Here is a 17,267-nt window from a genome sequence, read left to right as displayed (position 1 = left end):
AACATGCCAAAGGATGGGGAATTGTCCGGTCGGACCCGGGTATGGAGATGACCCGGTGCCACCGACGGAAGCGAGATCGTCATGACCGACATGCTGGAGATGCCGCGGGTACACGAGTGCACCGTCACCGACTGCGGCTACAACCACGACGGCTGCCACGCGTTCGCCATCACGATCGGGCAGCAGAACGCCAGCTGCGCCACGTTCATCGACACCTCGGCCAAGGGCGGGCTGGACCGCGTCATCGCCCAGGTCGGCGCCTGCAAGCGGTCCGACTGCCAGCACAACGCGGAGCTGGAGTGCCACGCGCCGTCCATCCGGGTGGGTCCGGGCCAGGACATCGCGGACTGTCAGACGTACGAGCCGCGCTGATCCCGGCGCGACGCGGGTGAGGGACGGCCGCCACTGCCGTCCCTCACCCGCGACCCGACGCCGGCTGCGCAGGTACGCCCGGCCGACAGGTGCTCAGCGCCCGCCCGCGGCCAGCTCGGCGATCATCCCCTCGCAACTACGGACGACGACCTGGGCGCCGCGGCGCTGCGCCAATGGGAGCAGCGGATCCTCCGACCGGTCCCGCCACCGCCACTGCGCCTCGGCGGCGACCTCCCAGAGCTGCCGCACGTCGGCCTCATGCTCGACACCGAGTCGAGCCGCGAGGCCCACCCCGTCGCCGCCGACGAGCCGTTGCGCCTCGGCGGCCAGCTCCGCGTCGAAGCCCAGCCGGGTGTTGCGCAGCGCCACCAGCAGGCGCAGCTCCCGGAACTCGTGCGCGCCGGCGAGGATCTGCTCCACCGCGCCGACCAGCTCGGCGGAACCCCGGATCGGCTCGGCCCGCAGTAGCGCCTCCACCGCGGCCAGCGCGGACCGCGCCTTGAGGGCGTCGCGGCGATCGATGAAGGACCGCGTCACCGACTCACGCAGCTCGGTGAGACCACTTCGCCGAATCAACTCGGCGGAGAGCTTCACCCGGCTGTCGAACCCGCTGCGCACCAGCGTGGCCGCCAGCCGGACACCGAAGACCCCGAACCGGCCCAGCAGCGCGGCGCGCACCTCGGTGTCCAGCCGTACCGGCAGCTCACCACTTAGGAAGCGGTCGGCGGAGATGAGGTGGGCGTCCAGCTCCGCCCGAGGCACCTGGGCCAGGGTCGCGAGCGCGGCGAAATCGGATTCACCGAGCAACCGACCGGCCAGGCCGATCATGCCGCTGCACGCCACGACGTTGACACTGAGCGCGTTCACCCTCGGGTCGCGGTAGTGCCGGCGAGCGAGCTGGCGGGCCGTGAGCAGCCCGTCGATCCGGCCGCCACCGGTCTCGTCGGCGCGGGACAGCACCACGATCACGTTGACCGGAGCGGACTGCCCGACGGCACTGTCCCGTGCGGACTCCAGCACCCGCAGGTCGCTGTCGCGACCGTCGCGGGTCAGGTACAACACCGCGTCCGAGTCGCGCAGCACCCGCTCCAACACCGGCGACCGGCCCTGCTCGGCGCCACCGGTGACCGCCGGAGTGTCGATGAGCGTGATCTGCCGCAGCGCCCGCGTCGGCCACCGCACGACGATGTCCCGCACCTCCCCCGCGCCCCAGCCCAGATCCACCCGCAGCCCGGTGGCCGACTTCACCACCGCCAACTCCTGCGGTGGCTGCCCGACCGGGTAGGCGGTGGCACGCGGCGCGGCGCCGTCCTCGTACCAGGTGAAGGCTCCGTCCGCCCGCTCGACCGGCGCGACCTCCTCGCCCATCAACGCGTTGAGCACCGTCGACTTACCCGATCGCCACGGGCCGACGATGGCGATCCGCAGCGGCTGCTCCAACCGGGCCACCTGTTGCCGAAGCTCGGCGACGGCCCGGGGATTGTCCTGGTACAGCTCGATGGCCTGGTGCAGCAACCCCCACGCCGCCTCGTCCAGGCGCACTCCCACAGTCATGCCTGCGGCTCCAACAGCAGCGGGGCGGAACGGGCGCCGGTCAGCTGCTGAGCCTGCTCGTACACCGCCGCCAGCCTGGTCATCTTCTGCCGGATCTCACGCTGCCGCTGCTCGCGCACCGAGGCATCGGTGTCGGCCTCCTGCTTCGCGCTGCGGAACGACTGCACGATGGCCTCCTGCAGCTCCTCGGTCAGCCCGGTGAAGTGGTCCCGCAGCATCCGCTGCACCTGCCGGGCGGCGTCGCGGCAGTCTCGGATGATCCGGACGAAGAAATCGTCGACATGCCGCTGGATGGCCGTCTTGACCGTCGCCTGTCGCCGACGGAGCAACTGCTTGCTCTCGTCCCGGATGCTCTTGCCGCCGAAGAGCGCCCCGATGCCGACCGAAACCGGATTGATCATCGGCATGCCGGCCAGGGTGGTCGCCAGACCGAACATCAACATGCCGCCGTACGAGCCCTTCATGCCGGTGAACAGCTTCTGACCGGTGGTGAACCTGTCGATCGTCGGCCGTTGCAGGTCGGGCAGTCGCTCGCCGATGTCGTCCGGCATCGTCATCGACCAGGGCGGCAGCACGTCGTAGCCGTACCTGTCGAAGTTGGCGGCCACCCGCCGGGCGATCCAGTCACAGCGCTGGATCAGCCACTCGTGGTTCGCCTCCGCCGCCTCCACCAGGCTGCGCTCCAGCCAGTCCTGGAAGGTGTCCCAGGCGACCAACGGGTCCGCCGTGTCGAACGCCTCGTCCACCGCGCGCAGGATCTGTCTGGTCCGGTCACGCAGGTCGTACTCGAGGTCGGCCAGCAGGTCGGTGATCTCGTCGGTCAGCGTGTTCTGCCACCGGGTGGAGCACCGGCGCAACTCGTCGACCTCGCGCTGCGCCGCGTGCAGCCGGGAGATCGGCCCGGACTGCTCCTCGGCCTCCTGGGTCTCCAACTCGGCGCGCAGCGGCGCGGCCAACTGCTCCACCACCGTCCGGGCCACCGTCTGCACCGCCGCCCGGGCCAGGTGGTCGGCCTTCCCGGCCAGGTCACCTTGCAGGCGGGCGATCAACGCGGGGAAGCCCGACTCGGCGTTGAGCCCACGGTCGTCGGCGGCGGCCGCGCGCAGTCGCAGCGCCGCAGAAACCGGGATCAGCGTCGCCGGAACCCCCGCCTCGGCCAGGTGCTGCCGGTTGCGCTCGGCCACAGCCCGCCAGTCCGCCACCAGGTCGGTCTTGCTCTGCACCACCACCACGTTCGGATGCGAGCGCATGATGTGCAGCAGCATGTTCAGCTCGGCGACCGACAACTCCCGAGTGGAGTCGGAGACCAGCAGCACGGTGTCCGCGCGGGCCGGCGCGGCGACCGAAGCGGCGGCGCCGATGCCGGCGACCTCGTCGGTGCCGGGAGTGTCCACCAGCACCAACCCGGCACCGAGCAGCGCACGGGGCAGTCCGATCTCCACGTACGCCGGGCCGCCGCCCGGCCGGCGACCGACCAGGCCGGCAACGCCCGCCGCGACCTGGTTGAGCGCCACCGGGGTCCGCTCGACGGCCACCGCGTCGACGGCGCCGCTGCGCTGGCCCGGCTCTGATGGCGGCGCCTGGGCCACGGCCGCGGTGGGGGCCTCGGCGTGCCGCACCACGGTCGGCAGGACCGTCGTCCGGCCGTCGCCGACCGGGCAGGCCGGGGCGTTGATGATCGCGTTGATCAGCTGACTCTTGCCCTGATTCGGCTCGCCGATGACCAGGACACGCAGCGTCGGGTCCAGCAGTTGCGCACGCTTCTGCCGCACCGTCTGGAGTAGGTCACCGCGACCGTGTGCACTGCACGTGCGGGCGATCTCGTCCAGCACGTCCAACCAGATCCCGGCCATCACCGCACCAAGTGTGCGGATTTCGGCTCAATTATCAAGAGGGACCGGATGTGGAACCGGGAAGGGCCGGATCGCCCGAGACGATCCGGCCCTTCGCTCCGACCGGAGATCCGGATCAGAGCAGACCGCCGGTGATACCCAGCAGCCCGTGATCGGTCGAGGCGTGCGAGTCGCCGCCGAGCACACCATCGGTGACCCCACCGGTCACGTCACCGACCGTGTCGGTGACACCGGGGAGGAGGCTGTCCACCTGGTGCGTCACGCCGCCCACCGTCGACGGCACGTCGAGCGGCGGGACCCCGCCGACGATGCCGTCGCCGTGCCCGAGGCCCAGCCCGCTGAGGGTGTCGTCGACACCGAGGGAGCTGACGACCCCGCCGAGCTGACCATGGGTGCCGGAGAGGACACCACCGGTCAGGTCGCCGCCGATCAGGTTCGAGTCGGTGACGTCGCCGAGCAGACCGCTCGGGTCACCGACGGTGCCGGTGACGTCGCCGAGCACCGGGTCCGCGATCGCGTCCACCGGCTGCACCACGTCGGCGTCGAGGGTGTGCGCCACGTCGGAGACACCGGCCAGGTCGGTGTCGAGGCCGGACGGTCCGACACCCAGACCGATGCCCGGCAGCACGGTGACCCCGGCGGCGGCGGTCGACGGGTCGACGGCGATGGCGCCGAGCACGCCGGCCTTGACGTCCACCCCGCTGGGCGAGCTGGTGACGCTGATCTGCTGCGCCACGCTCTGCAACTGACCCACCACGTCGGTGGTGTCGGTGAGCAGCGGGTCCAGCCCGAGCTGCCCGACCGGCGAGGCCAACGATGCGAGACCGGCACCCGGTGCGTAGTCGACGACCAGCGGCACGACGTCCTGCACGTCCGCAGCGGTGATGTCGGTGAGCCCCGCGCCCCGCAACGCACCCTCGGGGTCGAGGTCGAAGGCCGACCGCGCATCCGGGTTCGTCAGTAGGTCGAGCACGAAGTCGTGGAGCGTCTGCTGCGAGTCCATGTGCCGGTTCTCCTCGGATGTGGCATTGGCGGGTGTCGTACGTCGACGGTGACGACGCTATGGCCGGGGCCCGCCCCCGGGCATCGGGGCTGAACCCGCATCCGGGCCGGTTGAACTAGGGGCTGCGCCACCTCGTACGTTAGGGGGACAGGGGGAAACCGTCCCGACGAGATTAGGGTCCCGACCAGGGTCTGATCTCTGGTACGAACGTAGGAGCCCGCGGGGTTCGCCGGGGGTGGGTCGTCGGGCAGCCGACGCCATCGCCACCGACCGGCTGACTCACGGGGAGAGACAGAGACGATGCCGTACGTCCTGGGGATAGACATCGGAAGCAGCAACACGGCCGCCGCCGTCGCACGGCGACGCGGCGCGACCTGGACCCGTCCCGAAGCCGTCCCACTGAGCGCCGGGTCACCTCTCATGCCCTCGGTGCTGTGCCTGGTCGAGGACGGTTCGCTGCGCGTCGGCGAGCCGGTGACCGACGACGGCAGCCGCATCACCCGGGACTTCGTCCACCGGATCGGCGACGACGTGCCGGTGCTGCTCGGCGGCGAGCCGTGCGCGCCGCAGACGCTGACCGCCGAACTGGCGGCGTGGGTGGTGGAGCGGGTCCACGCCCTGGAGGGCGGGGCGGCCGAGGCGATCGTGCTCAGCCACCCGGCAGGGTGGCGCCCGTACCGGCGGGAGGTGCTGCACCGCGCCCTGTCGGACCTCGGCCTACGGCACGTGACGTTGCTGCCCCGCACGGTCACCGTCGCCGAGAGTCACGCCGCTCGGGGGTTCGCGGGAAGCACTGCCGTTGTCTACGCCCTCGGGGGCAACAGTTTCGAGGCGGCTCTGGTGCGCCGCACCCCGCGCGGCACGTACGAGACGTTCGGCACCCCGCAGGGTCTCGACTCGGTCGGTGGCGCCGACTTCGACGAGGCGCTCGCCGAGCATGCCCGTACCGTGCTGGCCCGGGAGTTGGCCGCGACCGGCCGTCGCGGCGCCCAGGCCGCGCTGCGCGGGCTGCGCGCGGAGTGTGACCGGGTCAAGCGGGTGCTGACCGTCGACCTCACGGCCGACGTGATGCTGACCCTGCCGAGCGGCCCGGCGCGGGTGCCGGTGACGCGGGCGCAGTTCGAGGCCATGATCCGCCCGACGGTGCAGGCCACCGTCGACCTCCTGCTCCGGGCCGTGAGCAGTGCCGACCTGACCCCGGCGCAACTCGACGGCGTCCTGCTGGCCGGCGGCTCCACCCGGGTCCCGCTGGTGGCCGAACTGATCGGCGCGGCTCTCGCGGTGCCCGTCGAGGTGGAGCCGGACGCACAGTTGACCGCCGCCACCGGGGCGGCGATGGCCGCCTGCCAGGTGGTGTCACCACGCCCTCGCCAGCCACCGCCGGCTCGAGTCCCGGCTCCGGTCAGCGGCGCCGGGCGGGCCACCCTTCCGGCACCACGCCGCCCTCATCACACCGTTCCGGGCGATCCGCCACCGCGGCCCCCGGTGCGGGTCCTCCCACTGGAACTGCCGAAGCCGTCCCGCCTGGCGCTGGCCCGCGGCCGCGGACGCGAAGGATGACCCCGATGATCATGAAGGACCTCGCCGCGCCAGGGTTGATCCTGGACCGGGGTTTGCAGGCGCTACTGGACACTGTCGCGCAGGACCCGAGCGGCCCACTCGCCGTCGGCGTCGCCGGCCCGGCCGGTCACGGAAAGACCGCGTTCCTCGCCGAGCTGGAGCGCGTTCACCAGCGCGCCGGGATCGCCGTCCGCACGACCGCCCCGGAGCCGGACGAGCCGGTCGACCCCGACACGGTGGTGCTGGTCGACGACGCGCACCTGCTCGACGACGCACGGGCCGAAGCACTGTTGCGTCTGGTCGCGGGCCGGCGACACCGCCTGGTGGTCGCCCACCGCCCGTGGCCGCGTTCGGCGGCCTTCAGTGAGCTGGTCGACGCTCTGCGACGCGACGGGCAGGCCGTGCTGCTCACACCGTTCACCCGGGAGCAGACCGCCGCCCATCTCGCCAGCACGCCCGAGCTGGGCCGCCCGGCCGACCTGGTCGACTTCGTCCACACGCAGACCGCCGGCGTACCCCGCGACGTGGCCCGGCTGGCCCGCGGCCTGGCCGGCGCGGAAACCCGCACCGGCACGGTGGACCCACCCCGCTCCGTCATCCTCGAATTCGGTCCGGACCTGGACGTCCAACCCCCCGGGGTACGACGACTGCTGCTCGCTGTCGCGGCCGGCGGGTCGCTGCCGGTGACCATGCTCGGCGCGCTGCTGGGCCGGGACCCGGCCGGAGTGGACGACCTGATCGCCACGACGAGGGCGGCTGGGCTGCTCGGCGCGGACGGCCGGCTCGCACCGATCGTCCGGCGAGCCGTCGCGACACTCAGCCCCACCACCGACCGGACAGCGGTCTGGCGAGGGCTCACCGAGTTGCAGCTCGCCCGCGGTGGCGCGGTGTTGCCGCTGGTCCGCTCCCTGCGCGCGCTCGGCGCGCTCGGCGACTGCCCGGCCGCGACCCTGGCCGCCGCGGCGGACGAGGCGCTGGCCGACGAGCCGGCGTTCGCCGCCGAGCTGTTCGCGGCGGCCACGGCAGCCGGCCGGCCGCCCAACGCGCAGCAGGCGCTCGCCGCCGCGCTCGCCGGCGACCTCGACGACGCGCTTCGGCTGGCGGACCGCCTCCTGGCCACGGCCGCTCCCCCGGATCGCTCCGAGGCGGCCGTGGTCGCCGCCACCGCCCTGGCTCACCGTGGTCACATCGGTCGCAGCGTCGAGCTGTTCCGGTGGTCGGGCACCGCCTCGGCGGCGGCGTTCGCCATCGTCGGCGGGTTGGCCATCGGTGACCCGGCCGCCCGCACCGAGTCACCGGCGGCCGACCCGGCAGGCGACCCCCCGACCCTGCACGCCAGCGCCGCCCGACTGATGGCCAACGGTGTACGGGAGAGCGTGACCGGCCCCCCGACCGCCGCGCTCTCCGCGCTCGTGCAGGCCGCCGCGCTGCTGGAGCCGGACGGCCGGGCGGCGCTGCTGCCGGACAGCCCGGCGGCGCTCGCCGCGTTGACGGCAGTGCACTGCGGTGAGCTGGAGATCGCCGAACGGGTGCTGCACCGCGCCCTCGGCGCCGGTGTCGGAGGCCCGCTGATGGCCCGTCGCCACCGGCTGTTGCAGGCCTGGATCCTGATGGTCCGTGGCGAGATCCACGCCGCCGGCGAGCGGCTCGCCACTGTGACGCTCGACGGGCGGCCACTGGAGTCACGCGACCAGCTCTTCGCCGCCGCGATCCGGATGGGCATCGGCCGGCGCAACAGTGACCTCGGGGCGCTCAAGCGTGGTTGGGAGCAGGCGCTGGAGGCCGTGGTGCGGCACCCCGTCGACCTGTTCACCCTGCTGCCGTTGGGTGAGCTGGCCATCGCGGGCGCACGGCTGGGTGACCTGGCCCGGCTGGAGCCGTACCTGCACCAGGGGCGTGAGTTGCTCGACCGCCTCGACGACCCACCGCTGTGGAGCGTTCCGCTGCACTGGAGCGAGCTGCACGCCGCCATCCTGGCCGGCGAGCCGACGATCGCCGACCGACACGTCACGGCGTTGCTGGCCGCTGCCGGCCACAGCCGGTACGCGGCAGTGGTCGCCGCCGCCGCGGAGAGCTGGGTGGAGGTGCTCCGGGGTGTCGTCGACCCGATCCGGGTGGAGGCCGCCGCCCGGGGGCTGCACGACACCGGGTTGTGCTGGGACGGCGCCCGCCTCGCCGGGCAGGCCGCGATCCGCACCGCGGACCGACGGGCGATGACCACCCTGCTGGAATGCGCCCGAGCGTTGCAGGGGCGGCCCTCCGGCGGGCAGACCGGGCAGACCCCGACGGCCGGTACGAGCACGGCGCGGATCGCCGGCCCCACCCAACACGGCCTGAGCGACCGCGAGTACGAGGTCGCCGAGCTGGTGCTCGCCGGATTGACCTACCGGGAGATCGGCGATCGGCTCTTCATCTCGGCCAAGACTGTCGAACACCACGTGGCGCGGATGCGTAACCGGCTCAACTGCGCCAACCGCACCGAACTGCTGGCGCTGCTGCGCACCCTCGTCGCCGACCGGGCCAGCGACACGGCCGGGCAACCGTGGCCGCAGCGGGCGACCCGATGACCCGTGACGACGTCCGGCTGATCCGGACCAGGCTGGCCGTGCTGGCCGCCGTGCTGGTCACGCTCTGGTCGTACGCGGCCTACGTGTCCAGCCAGGACGCCGTCGACCTGCTGCGCGTGCGGGCGCTGGCGGACACGCTGGGCCAGCCCATTGACCGCCTGATTCTGAGCCTCCAGACGGAACGCCGGATCACCGCCGAGACGATCGCCGGGGCGGGGCGGACGACCCCCGAGCTGGTCGGGGCCCGCGAAGGCACCGACCGGGCCGCCGCCGAGATCCGCGCGTTCACCAAGGGCCGCGACCTCCGGCTGCTCAGCGCCGGCACGGTCCGCGACCGGGCCGGCGAGCTGGTCCGCCGGCTCGACGGCCTGGGCACGACCCGGTCCCTGGTCGACACCGGGCGGCTCGACCAGGGGGCGGCAGTCGACGGGTACGACGAGGTCATCGACATCGCCTTCGGGGTGTACGGCCCGGAGTGGGCCGCGTACGAGAGCGGGTTGGCCGCCGACACCCGCGCGGTGATCGCGCTGGCCCGCGCCCGGGAGTTGCTGGCCCGGGAGGACACGGCCTTCAGCGCGGGCCTGGCCGCCGCCCGGCTCGGCGCCGACGAGCAGCGCCGGCTGACTGCGCTGGTCAGCATTCAGCGGTACGCGCACACCGAGGCCGTGGCCGGGCTTCCGCCCGACGGCCGGGCCGAGCATCAGCGCCTCGCGGCCGGGCCCGAGTTTACGGCTCTGCTCGCCCTGGAGGACCGGCTGCTGCAGGGCGGCACCGCCAACGCCCTGGCCGGTGTCACCGTCCAGGACTGGCGGGCCGCCGCGGACGCCGCCCTCGGCGCGCTGCACACAGTGGTGACGAACACCGCCCGCGGCAGCGTCGAGCGGGCCACCCCCGGTGCCGCCATGCTCATCGCGCGTACCGGTGCCGTCGTGGGGCTCGGCCTCATCGTCGTGCTCGTGCTCCTGCTGAGCTGGGCGGGCACCGTCCGACGCCTGACCGACGAACTGACCAGAAGCAACACCGATCCCTCGACTCCGGAACCGGGCACGCCGGCCGCACCCCGCGACCCGGCGACGCCGGAGGCTGACACCGCGCGGGAGCTGTTCCTGGGGTTGACCCGACGCAACCAGGTCCTGCTGCGCGACCAGCTCAGCCTGCTGGACGGGATGCAACGTCGGGAACGGTCCACCGAGGAGACCGGCGAGCTGTTCCAACTCGACCACCTCACCACCCGGGTCCGCCGCAACGTGGAGAAGCTGATCACCCTGGCCGGCGCGACACCCGCCCGCCGCTGGCGACGCCCGGTGCCACTGCTCGACGTGGCGCGCGGCGCGGTCGCCGAGGTGCCGGACTACCACCGGGTCCTGATCGCGCCCCACTGGCCGTGGTCGCTCGCCGGCCCGGCCGTCACGGACGTCATCCACCTGCTGGCGGAGCTGATCGAGAACGCGCTGGCCTTCTCCGGGGCGGAGACCACCGTCCGGGTCAGCGGCGAGCACCGACCGCAGGGATGTGCCCTGATCGTCGTCGACGATGGGCCCGGCCTGGACGCCGCCGCGCTGGCCGAGGCGAACCACCTGCTCGGCGATCCGCCACCGGACGGCCCGCCCGCGGGCCGCACCGGTTGGTACGCGGTCGCCGTACTGGCCGGCCGCTGCGGTGCCCACGTTTCGCTGCACCCCAGCCGGCGCGGCGGGACGGCCGCTGTCGTGCTCCTACCCTCCCGGCTGATCACGGTCACCGACACCGGCCGCATCCCGGCCAACGCACCACCCGGCAGCCCGTACCCACCGGCCCACACCGACGCCGACCTGACCGGCCCGGTCGGCAACGGCGGGCTACCGACGCGGGTCCGTCACCCCGGGCCGACCGGCCCGCAACACGGCAGGACCAGCCTCGACACGGTCGAGTTGCCGGTCGCCAGAACAGCGAGGAGACAACAATGACGTCTGCAGTGGTCACCGACAACGGCCTGACCGACGCCCTGAACGACCTGGTCGACCGGGTGCACGGCGCGGAGTTCGCAGTGGTGCTCTCACCGGACGGGCTGCCGCTCGGTGGCTCGCGGCGGGTGGGCGCGAAGCTGGCCGAGCAGATCTCCGGCGTGGTCGCCGGACTGATCGCGTTGGGACTGGCCGCCACCCGGACCTGTGACGCGGGTCAGCTGCGTCAGGTCGTGGTGCAGATGTCGCGGGCGTTCCTGTTCATCGCCACCATCCCGAACGGGACCATCCTCACCGTGCGGATCGCCGGTGACGACGTCGAGGTCGGTGACATGGCGTACGAGGTGGCGCTCTTCGTGGGGCAGGCCGAGCAGCACCTGCCGATCACGCTGGGCCCGGCCTCCTCGGTGACGATCGGGGACACAGGTGCACTCCAGCGGCGCCGCTGACGAGGCGTGGTACGACGACGACGCGGGCCCGGTCGCCCGGCCCTACACGATGACCGGAGGGCGTACCGCGCCCGCACGCGGCCAGTTCGACCTGATCTCGCTGGTCGTCGCCCGGCGGGGGGTCACGCCCCCTACACCGCTCTTCCCTGAACAGGCGCGCATCGTCGAGCTGTGTCACCATCCAGTGTCGGTGGCCGAGGTGGGCGCCGAGTTGGATCTTCCGCTGGGGACGGTCCGGGTGCTGCTCGGTGACCTGCTCGCGGCCGGGCTGATCGAGACGCACGAACCGCCGACGCTGTCGGAGCTGCCGACCGAGGACCTGCTCGAGGCGATACTCGTCGGGCTTCGCGGGTTGTGACCGGGCAGACGCTGACCGCGACCCGGACGGACCGTGGGCACGCACCCGGCGACTATGTGAAGGAGAAACTGGCAGTGCCGGCAACACCACCCCAACCACGCCGTACCGTGGCGATCATTCTGCTGGATCGGGTCGTGGCCATCGTCACGGCCGCACGGCGGGTGCTCACCGGTCGGGAGGACGTCTCGCGGGCCACCTGGGTGGCCGTCGTCGCGGCGCTCGGGGTGCTGATCGCGACGGCCGTGTCCGTCGTCGGGGTGCTGCGTACGCCGGAGAAGCTGACGCCGGTGACCCTCGATCCGCCGCCATCGGTCGAGCAGGTGGGCGAGTCGCCGTCCGCCACCCCCCGCGCGCAGGCGCGACCGGCACTCACCAGCCCCGCGGTGGCCGCGTCCCCGTCCGTCTCGGCCTCGTCGGTCCCACCGGCGGTCCCGTCGTCGACCCGGCCCACACCGACCGGCGCCACCCCCGAACCCACCGCGGCGGCCCTGGGCGCGGACTTCGCCATCACTGACAACGCGCTGCTCAGCTACGGCGCGGCAGTGACGATCAGCAATCCGGGCCCGGTCGCGGCACCGGGGTGGACGCTGGTCGTCACCCTGCCCCGGGAGTCGCTGGGCGTCAGCGGGGTCGAGGGGGCGCGGGCCAGCCGCGACGGTGCGGTGTGGACGTTCGTGCCGGACCCGGACACCGGTCAGGTCCCCGGCAACGCCTCGGTCCGGGTGACGTTCCGGGTGAATGGATCGTTGACCGGCGCCGCGCCCAAGGCGTGCACGATCGACGGCGTCGCCTGCGCCGGCCTGCCGAACTGACCAGTCCGGCACGCCGGATCAAGCGCGGTACACCCGGCGTTCCGGCGGCAGCCATGCGTGATTGATCATCAGTTCGGGCGTGCTTCGTACCGTCGCGACCATGACTGTCCCACCCGCATCACCGTCGCCGCGCCGCGCCGGGTCACGCCTCGGCGCCCTGGGCACCCGGGCCGCCGCCGCCGTTGCCGCTCTCGCCGTCACCGGCGCTGCCGTCGCGGTCGCCGTCGCCACCTCGTCACCCGCCACGGCCGAGCCGGGCAGCGTCGTCGTCTCGGAGGACTTCTCGGCCGGGTCGCTGCCCGCCGGTTGGCACGCGGTCGACGGCACCTGGAAGGTCGAGAACGGCCGACTGTACGGAACCTCCGCCAGCTCCAGCGAGAACAACAAAATCACCTTCGGTCGACACCTGAACGACTTCCGCCTCGAGGCGACCATGCGCTTCGAGTCGGTCTCGGCCGCCACCCGCTGGGCCTCGCTCGGCATCGACGTTCCCGCCAGCGGCGTGACCCCCTGGTGGATCGCCACCATGCGCAGCGGCACCACCGCCGCCAACGGGCTCGAGTTCGCCCAGCGGACCACCGCCAACGCCTGGGTCGTGACGAACACCGCCTCCGCCCTGTCCGCCGCCGGCACCGGCCGGGACGTGCGCGTCGCCGTCGAGGTGCACGGCAACCAGGCTCGTTGGATCTTCGACGGGCGGGAGGCGATGCGGACCAGCAGCCTCCAGCGTTCCGCCGACGGCGTCCAGGGGCTCTTCGTCAACGGCGCGACCGTGTCGTACGACGACGTCACCGTCACCGAGCTGGCGCCGAACGGTTACCTCCGCCCCGAGGGCAGCCCGTTCACCGTGATCGCCCACCGGGGCGCGTCCGCCGCCGCGCCGGAGAACACCCTCGTCGCCCAGGAGATCGCCCGCAGGGGCGGCGCCGACTGGATCGAGAACGACGTCCAACCGAGCCGGGACGGTGTCCCGTTCATCCTGCACGACGGCACCGTCGACCGGACCACCGACGGCACCGGCAACATCCGGGACCTGACCGCCGCGCAGATCAAGGCGCTCGACGCCGGCTCCTGGTTCGGCCCGCAGTACGTCGGCGAGCGGGTGCCCACTCTCGCGGAGCAGCTCGCCGACCTGCGCACGCGGGGTGGCAACCTGCTCGTGGAGATCAAGGGCAAGCACACCCGGGACGAGGTCGCCACGATCATCCAGGTGATCCGGGACGAGCAGATGATGGGCCGGGTCTTCATCCAGAGCTTCGAGGTCGACGCGCTGAAGTACACCTACGAGATCGCCCCCGAGCTGCCGCTCGGCCTGCTCCGCAGCACCCTGGACGCCGACCCGGTGGCGATCGCGAAGGAGTTGCACCTGACCGCGTACAACCCGGACGGCAACGCGCTGTTGGCCAAGCCGGAGGTCGTCGCCCCGCTGCACGCGGCCGGGGTCGCCGTGATGGCCTGGACGATGGACTCCGCCGGCCTGTGGCAGCGGCTGGAGCGGATCGGCACCGACGCGATCATCACCAACCGGGCGGCGGAGCTCGTCGGCTGGAACTCGGCGTTCGTTCAGCGGGCCCCCGCCGACCCGAGCGTGCGGATCGATTCGCCGACCAACGGTGCTCGGCTGGACCGGGCACAGTCACCGGTGATCGCGGTCGCCGCGACCAACGCCGACACCATCACCGTGATGCTGGACGGCAAGAGGTCGGCCGCCGGGCGCAAGCTCGACCTGGTCAAGCTGACCGCCGGCCGACACACCATCACCACCGAGGCGACCGGTCCCGAGGGCACCGCCACGGCGACCAGCACCTTCACCGTGACGGTGAGCCAGGCTGGCCTCGGCTATCTGATTCTCACCTCGGGCGCGGACCCGGCCGCCGTCACGGCGATGACCACCAAGCTGGCCCACGCCCAGTACGCCGAGCTGGCCACCTACGCCGACCGGCAGGCCGGCAAGCTGGTGCCGGCGGAGGTCGCCAGCGTCATCGCCGCCGACGCCCGCACCCTCGCCCTGAGGTAGCGGCGTGATGGGTGGCGCTGGTCCGACGGGGCCAGCGCCACCCCGGTCCTCACTCGCCTCGCCCTGGCTTTCGTCTCAGGTCTTCCACCGAGCGACCCCGAGACCTCGCGTTCAGCGTTCGCTGATGAGAGGGGCGTAGTCGCCGCGGGTGAGCGGCATGCTGGACAGGGAACCGTCGGCCCGGGGCACGCCCAGCGCCCTGCCGTCGCGCAGGAAGGCCACAGCGGAGACGTCCTCACGGCTGGTGAGAGTGCAGACGATCTGGCCGAAGGCGAGGACCTCGTCGCTGCGACCGCCCACCTCGGCGGCTTCGTCGACCGCGACGACGGCCTGCGACCCGGTAACTGTCGCGCCGGCCGCGTTGACCGCACCCGGCAGCGCGCTGGTCAGATCACTGTCCCGTTCGGCCCCGCTGGGCCCGGCCAGCAGGTGTCGCAACTGGTCCGCGACGCTGGGTGCCCTGTCGACGCGCCGGACCACGGGGACGATGCGGTTGTTCCGGACCAGGCAGAGCGTCTCGACGGCGCTGCCGGCCGGTGCGGTGGTGTCGGCGGGAGCCGCGCTGCTCAACGGCCCTCGCGGGGCCGGCACCGCGCGTGGGGTGTCGTCGGTGGGGATGCCACATGCGCTCAGCAGCACGACGAGGGCCAACGGGACGAGACGGCGGGGCCTCACGACAGGCTCCCGGGCAGGGTGACCCGGAAACAGGCGCCCCCGCCCGGACGGTCGGCGACCGTCACCTGCCCCGCGTGCGCGGCGGCGTGCTGCGCGACCAGCGCCAGCCCCAGGCCGGTGCCGTCGCCGGCGCCACGGGTGTGGGCGGCTCGCCCCCGGACGAACCGGTCGAAGATCGCCTCGCGGTCCTCGACGGGAACGCCCGGACCGTCGTCGTCGACCTCGATGACGCCGCTGTCCCCGTCCCGGTTCAGGCGAACAGCCACCGGGCCACCGCCGTAGGTGGCCGCGTTGTCGAGCAGGTTCGTCAGGATCTGGGCGACCCGCCGCCGCTCGACCTGCCACGTCGCGGGCACGTCCGGTGCCAGGCGGACGAGGGTGCCCGGCAACTCGTACGCGTCGCAGGTCTCCCGGGCCAGCTCCACCACGTCCACCGGGGCACGGTGCGCCGGTTGGTCGCTGCGGGCCAGGTCGATCAGGTCGTTGACGAGCCGTTGGAAACGGTCGACCTCGTCGGCGACGAGCCCGGCGGCGGTGGCGGTCCGTTCGTCCTGGTGTTCCCGACGGCGGGCCAGGACGCTGGCCGCCGCGGCGAGGGTCTGCAACGGGGACCGCAGTTCGTGGCTGACGTCGGCGGCGAACCGGCGGTCCCGTTCGATGCGCAGGGCGAGGCGGTCGACCATCTGGTTGAACGACGAGGAGAGGCGGGTGAGGTCGGGGTCGGTGGCCGGGTCGAGCCGGGCGGTGACGTCACCGGCGGCGATCCTCTCGGCCGCGTCGGCGACGGCTGTCAGCGGCCGCAGCCCGTGTCGGGTGGCGTACCAGGCGAGGGCCGCCCCGGACCCGGCGACCAGAACCGCGACGCTGGTCAGCGCGAGGGCCAGCACCCGGAAGGTCTGCTCCAGCTCGCGCAGCGAGTTGACCTCGAAGTACGTTGCGGACGCCGACAGCGGCACACCGACCACCAGGGCCGGTTGCCCGTCGACGCGGACACGCTGCAGGGCCGGCTCCCCGGCGGAGACGACCCGGAGCAGTTCGTCGGGGATGGCGGCCGTGGTGCCGGGGTCGGCGGCCCTCGCGTACCACTCGCCGTTGAGGTGCAGCACCGGCCGACGGCTTCCGCCGGTGTCCAACGACCGGAGCACCTCCACCACGTCGGGGGTGTCGGTGTCGAGGCCGGCATGCACCACGGCGGCGTCGAAGTAGGCGGCCCGCAGGGCGATGCGTTCGCGGTCGTCGAGCAGGGACCGTCGGGTCAGCTCGTAGGAGATCAGGGCCATCGACGCCGAGAGCAGGAGCGCGCCGACGGCGAACGCGGCGGTCACCCGGGTACGCAGTCCGAGGCGTCTCATCGTTGCAGCTTGTAGCCGAGGCCCCGCAGGGTGACCAGGTGCCGAGGGTTCGCCGGGTCCGGCTCGATCTTCTGCCGCAGCCGACCGACGTGCACGTCGACGAGGCGTTCGTCGCCGCTGTCGTACCCCCAGACCCGTTGCAGCAACTGCTGACGCGACAGCACCCGACCGGCGTGCTCGGCCAGCTCACAGAGCAGCCGGAACTCGGTGCGGGTGACAGTCACCTGCTGGCCGGCCCGGCGCACCTCCCCCGCCTCCGGGCTGATCTCCAACTCGCCGAAGGCGACCGCCGGCACGGGCTCCGGCGCCGACGCCGGCCGGGCACGGCGGCGCAGGGCCCGCAGGCGGGCGGTCAGCTCCCGGATGGCCACGGGTTTGACCACGTAGTCGTCGGCGCCGGCTTCGAGGGCGGCCACGATGTCGTCGGTGCCGTCACGGGCGCTGACCACCACGATCGGAACGTCGTCGTCTCGGCGCAGCTGCCGGATGCACTCGAAGCCGTCGAGGCCGGGCAGCATCAGGTCGACGAGCACGTAGTCGGCCGGGTGGTGACGTTGGGCGCGCAGACCCTCCTCGGCCGTGGCCGCGCCGAGGGCGTCGTAGCCCTCCTCCTCGAGTGCCAGCAGCAGCGCGAGCCGGATGCGGTCGTCGTCCTCGATCACCAGTACGGCCGTCATCCCGGAATCATCCTCGGCCGACCGCCCGCCGGCCAACCGTGCCCGCCGGCCGGCGGTTTTGTCACACAACTGTCA

Annotated in this window: 14 protein-coding genes; 8 read left to right on the top strand and 6 right to left on the bottom strand. The window is 73.0% G+C overall.

Annotated elements, in window-relative coordinates:
* Positions 1-81 precede the first annotated feature (81 nt).
* Complete coding sequence (locus AB0877_RS15635; protein WP_357205816.1) at positions 82-372, top strand: DUF1540 domain-containing protein; 291 nt, start codon at positions 82-84, stop codon at positions 370-372.
* Positions 373-465: 93 nt separating this feature from the next.
* Here the strand turns inward: AB0877_RS15635 and AB0877_RS15630 are convergent, their stop codons facing one another.
* The 3 genes from AB0877_RS15630 to AB0877_RS15620 all read right to left on the bottom strand — a co-directional run bounded on the left by AB0877_RS15630 (position 466) and on the right by AB0877_RS15620 (position 4,782).
* Positions 466-1,926, bottom strand: coding sequence for a hypothetical protein (locus AB0877_RS15630; protein WP_366609301.1), 1,461 nt, complete (start codon positions 1,924-1,926; stop codon positions 466-468).
* Entirely contained in the window at positions 1,923-3,779 is a 1,857-nt protein-coding gene (locus AB0877_RS15625) for a dynamin family protein (RefSeq protein ID WP_366609417.1), read from the bottom strand. Before AB0877_RS15625 ends, AB0877_RS15630 begins: the two co-directional genes overlap by 4 nt.
* A 115-nt stretch (positions 3,780-3,894) precedes the next feature.
* Entirely contained in the window at positions 3,895-4,782 is an 888-nt protein-coding gene (locus AB0877_RS15620) for an IniB N-terminal domain-containing protein (RefSeq protein ID WP_366609300.1), read from the bottom strand.
* A gap of 300 nt (positions 4,783-5,082) precedes the next feature.
* Between AB0877_RS15620 and AB0877_RS15615 the strand changes: the two genes are divergently transcribed.
* The 7 genes from AB0877_RS15615 to AB0877_RS15585 all read left to right on the top strand — a co-directional run bounded on the left by AB0877_RS15615 (position 5,083) and on the right by AB0877_RS15585 (position 14,488).
* Positions 5,083-6,342, top strand: coding sequence for an Hsp70 family protein (locus tag AB0877_RS15615; RefSeq protein WP_366609298.1), 1,260 nt, complete (start codon positions 5,083-5,085; stop codon positions 6,340-6,342).
* 5 nt (positions 6,343-6,347) lie between these two features.
* Complete coding sequence (locus AB0877_RS15610; RefSeq protein WP_366609296.1) at positions 6,348-8,909, top strand: LuxR C-terminal-related transcriptional regulator; 2,562 nt, start codon at positions 6,348-6,350, stop codon at positions 8,907-8,909.
* Positions 8,906-10,855 carry a nitrate- and nitrite sensing domain-containing protein gene (locus AB0877_RS15605; RefSeq protein WP_366609294.1) on the top strand — a complete coding sequence of 650 codons (1,950 nt, stop codon included), beginning with the start codon at positions 8,906-8,908 and terminating at the stop codon, positions 10,853-10,855. Before AB0877_RS15610 ends, AB0877_RS15605 begins: the two co-directional genes overlap by 4 nt.
* Positions 10,852-11,301: a roadblock/LC7 domain-containing protein gene (locus tag AB0877_RS15600; protein ID WP_366609292.1), complete on the top strand. Its 450-nt coding sequence runs from the start codon at positions 10,852-10,854 to the stop codon at positions 11,299-11,301. The genes AB0877_RS15605 and AB0877_RS15600 overlap by 4 nt, the downstream gene beginning before the upstream one ends.
* On the top strand, positions 11,279-11,659 hold the full coding sequence (locus AB0877_RS15595) for a DUF742 domain-containing protein (protein WP_366609290.1): 381 nt from the start codon (positions 11,279-11,281) through the stop codon (positions 11,657-11,659). Before AB0877_RS15600 ends, AB0877_RS15595 begins: the two co-directional genes overlap by 23 nt.
* Before the next feature lie 107 nt (positions 11,660-11,766).
* Positions 11,767-12,471, top strand: a complete 705-nt coding sequence (locus tag AB0877_RS15590; protein ID WP_366609288.1) for a hypothetical protein — start codon at positions 11,767-11,769, stop codon at positions 12,469-12,471.
* A gap of 100 nt (positions 12,472-12,571) precedes the next feature.
* Complete coding sequence (locus AB0877_RS15585) at positions 12,572-14,488, top strand: glycerophosphodiester phosphodiesterase family protein (RefSeq protein ID WP_366609287.1); 1,917 nt, start codon at positions 12,572-12,574, stop codon at positions 14,486-14,488.
* Positions 14,489-14,599: 111 nt separating this feature from the next.
* Here AB0877_RS15585 and AB0877_RS15580 read toward each other — a convergent pair whose 3' ends face one another.
* From AB0877_RS15580 to AB0877_RS15570, 3 genes are read right to left on the bottom strand one after another with little or no spacing between them, the layout of a single operon-like run.
* The gene (locus AB0877_RS15580; RefSeq protein ID WP_366609286.1) at positions 14,600-15,163 is read right to left on the bottom strand and encodes a GerMN domain-containing protein; all 564 of its coding nucleotides are present in this window, start codon (positions 15,161-15,163) and stop codon (positions 14,600-14,602) included.
* On the bottom strand, positions 15,160-16,515 hold the full coding sequence (locus AB0877_RS15575) for a HAMP domain-containing sensor histidine kinase (protein ID WP_366609284.1): 1,356 nt from the start codon (positions 16,513-16,515) through the stop codon (positions 15,160-15,162). Before AB0877_RS15575 ends, AB0877_RS15580 begins: the two co-directional genes overlap by 4 nt.
* Positions 16,512-17,192 carry a response regulator transcription factor gene (locus tag AB0877_RS15570; protein ID WP_366609283.1) on the bottom strand — a complete coding sequence of 227 codons (681 nt, stop codon included), beginning with the start codon at positions 17,190-17,192 and terminating at the stop codon, positions 16,512-16,514. The genes AB0877_RS15575 and AB0877_RS15570 overlap by 4 nt, the downstream gene beginning before the upstream one ends.
* Between the last annotated feature and the right edge of the window lie 75 nt (positions 17,193-17,267).

The organism is Micromonospora sp. NPDC047644 (assembly GCF_040704315.1).
GTDB lineage: Bacteria > Actinomycetota > Actinomycetes > Mycobacteriales > Micromonosporaceae > Micromonospora.
This window is presented reverse-complemented; position numbering and strand designations above follow the sequence as displayed.

What these genes read in the sequence shown, in the direction of transcription:
- AB0877_RS15625 (WP_366609417.1), bottom strand. Translation starts at nt 3,779, where the DNA reads ATGGCCGGGATCTGGTTGGACGTGCTGGACGAGATCGCCCGCACGTGC.
- AB0877_RS15605 (WP_366609294.1), top strand. Translation starts at nt 8,906, where the DNA reads ATGACCCGTGACGACGTCCGGCTGATCCGGACCAGGCTGGCCGTGCTG.
- AB0877_RS15630 (WP_366609301.1), bottom strand. Translation starts at nt 1,926, where the DNA reads ATGACTGTGGGAGTGCGCCTGGACGAGGCGGCGTGGGGGTTGCTGCAC.
- AB0877_RS15570 (WP_366609283.1), bottom strand. Translation starts at nt 17,192, where the DNA reads ATGACGGCCGTACTGGTGATCGAGGACGACGACCGCATCCGGCTCGCG.
- AB0877_RS15615 (WP_366609298.1), top strand. Translation starts at nt 5,083, where the DNA reads ATGCCGTACGTCCTGGGGATAGACATCGGAAGCAGCAACACGGCCGCC.
- AB0877_RS15620 (WP_366609300.1), bottom strand. Translation starts at nt 4,782, where the DNA reads ATGGACTCGCAGCAGACGCTCCACGACTTCGTGCTCGACCTACTGACG.
- AB0877_RS15610 (WP_366609296.1), top strand. Translation starts at nt 6,348, where the DNA reads ATGATCATGAAGGACCTCGCCGCGCCAGGGTTGATCCTGGACCGGGGT.
- AB0877_RS15575 (WP_366609284.1), bottom strand. Translation starts at nt 16,515, where the DNA reads ATGAGACGCCTCGGACTGCGTACCCGGGTGACCGCCGCGTTCGCCGTC.
- AB0877_RS15585 (WP_366609287.1), top strand. Translation starts at nt 12,572, where the DNA reads ATGACTGTCCCACCCGCATCACCGTCGCCGCGCCGCGCCGGGTCACGC.
- AB0877_RS15635 (WP_357205816.1), top strand. Translation starts at nt 82, where the DNA reads ATGACCGACATGCTGGAGATGCCGCGGGTACACGAGTGCACCGTCACC.
- AB0877_RS15600 (WP_366609292.1), top strand. Translation starts at nt 10,852, where the DNA reads ATGACGTCTGCAGTGGTCACCGACAACGGCCTGACCGACGCCCTGAAC.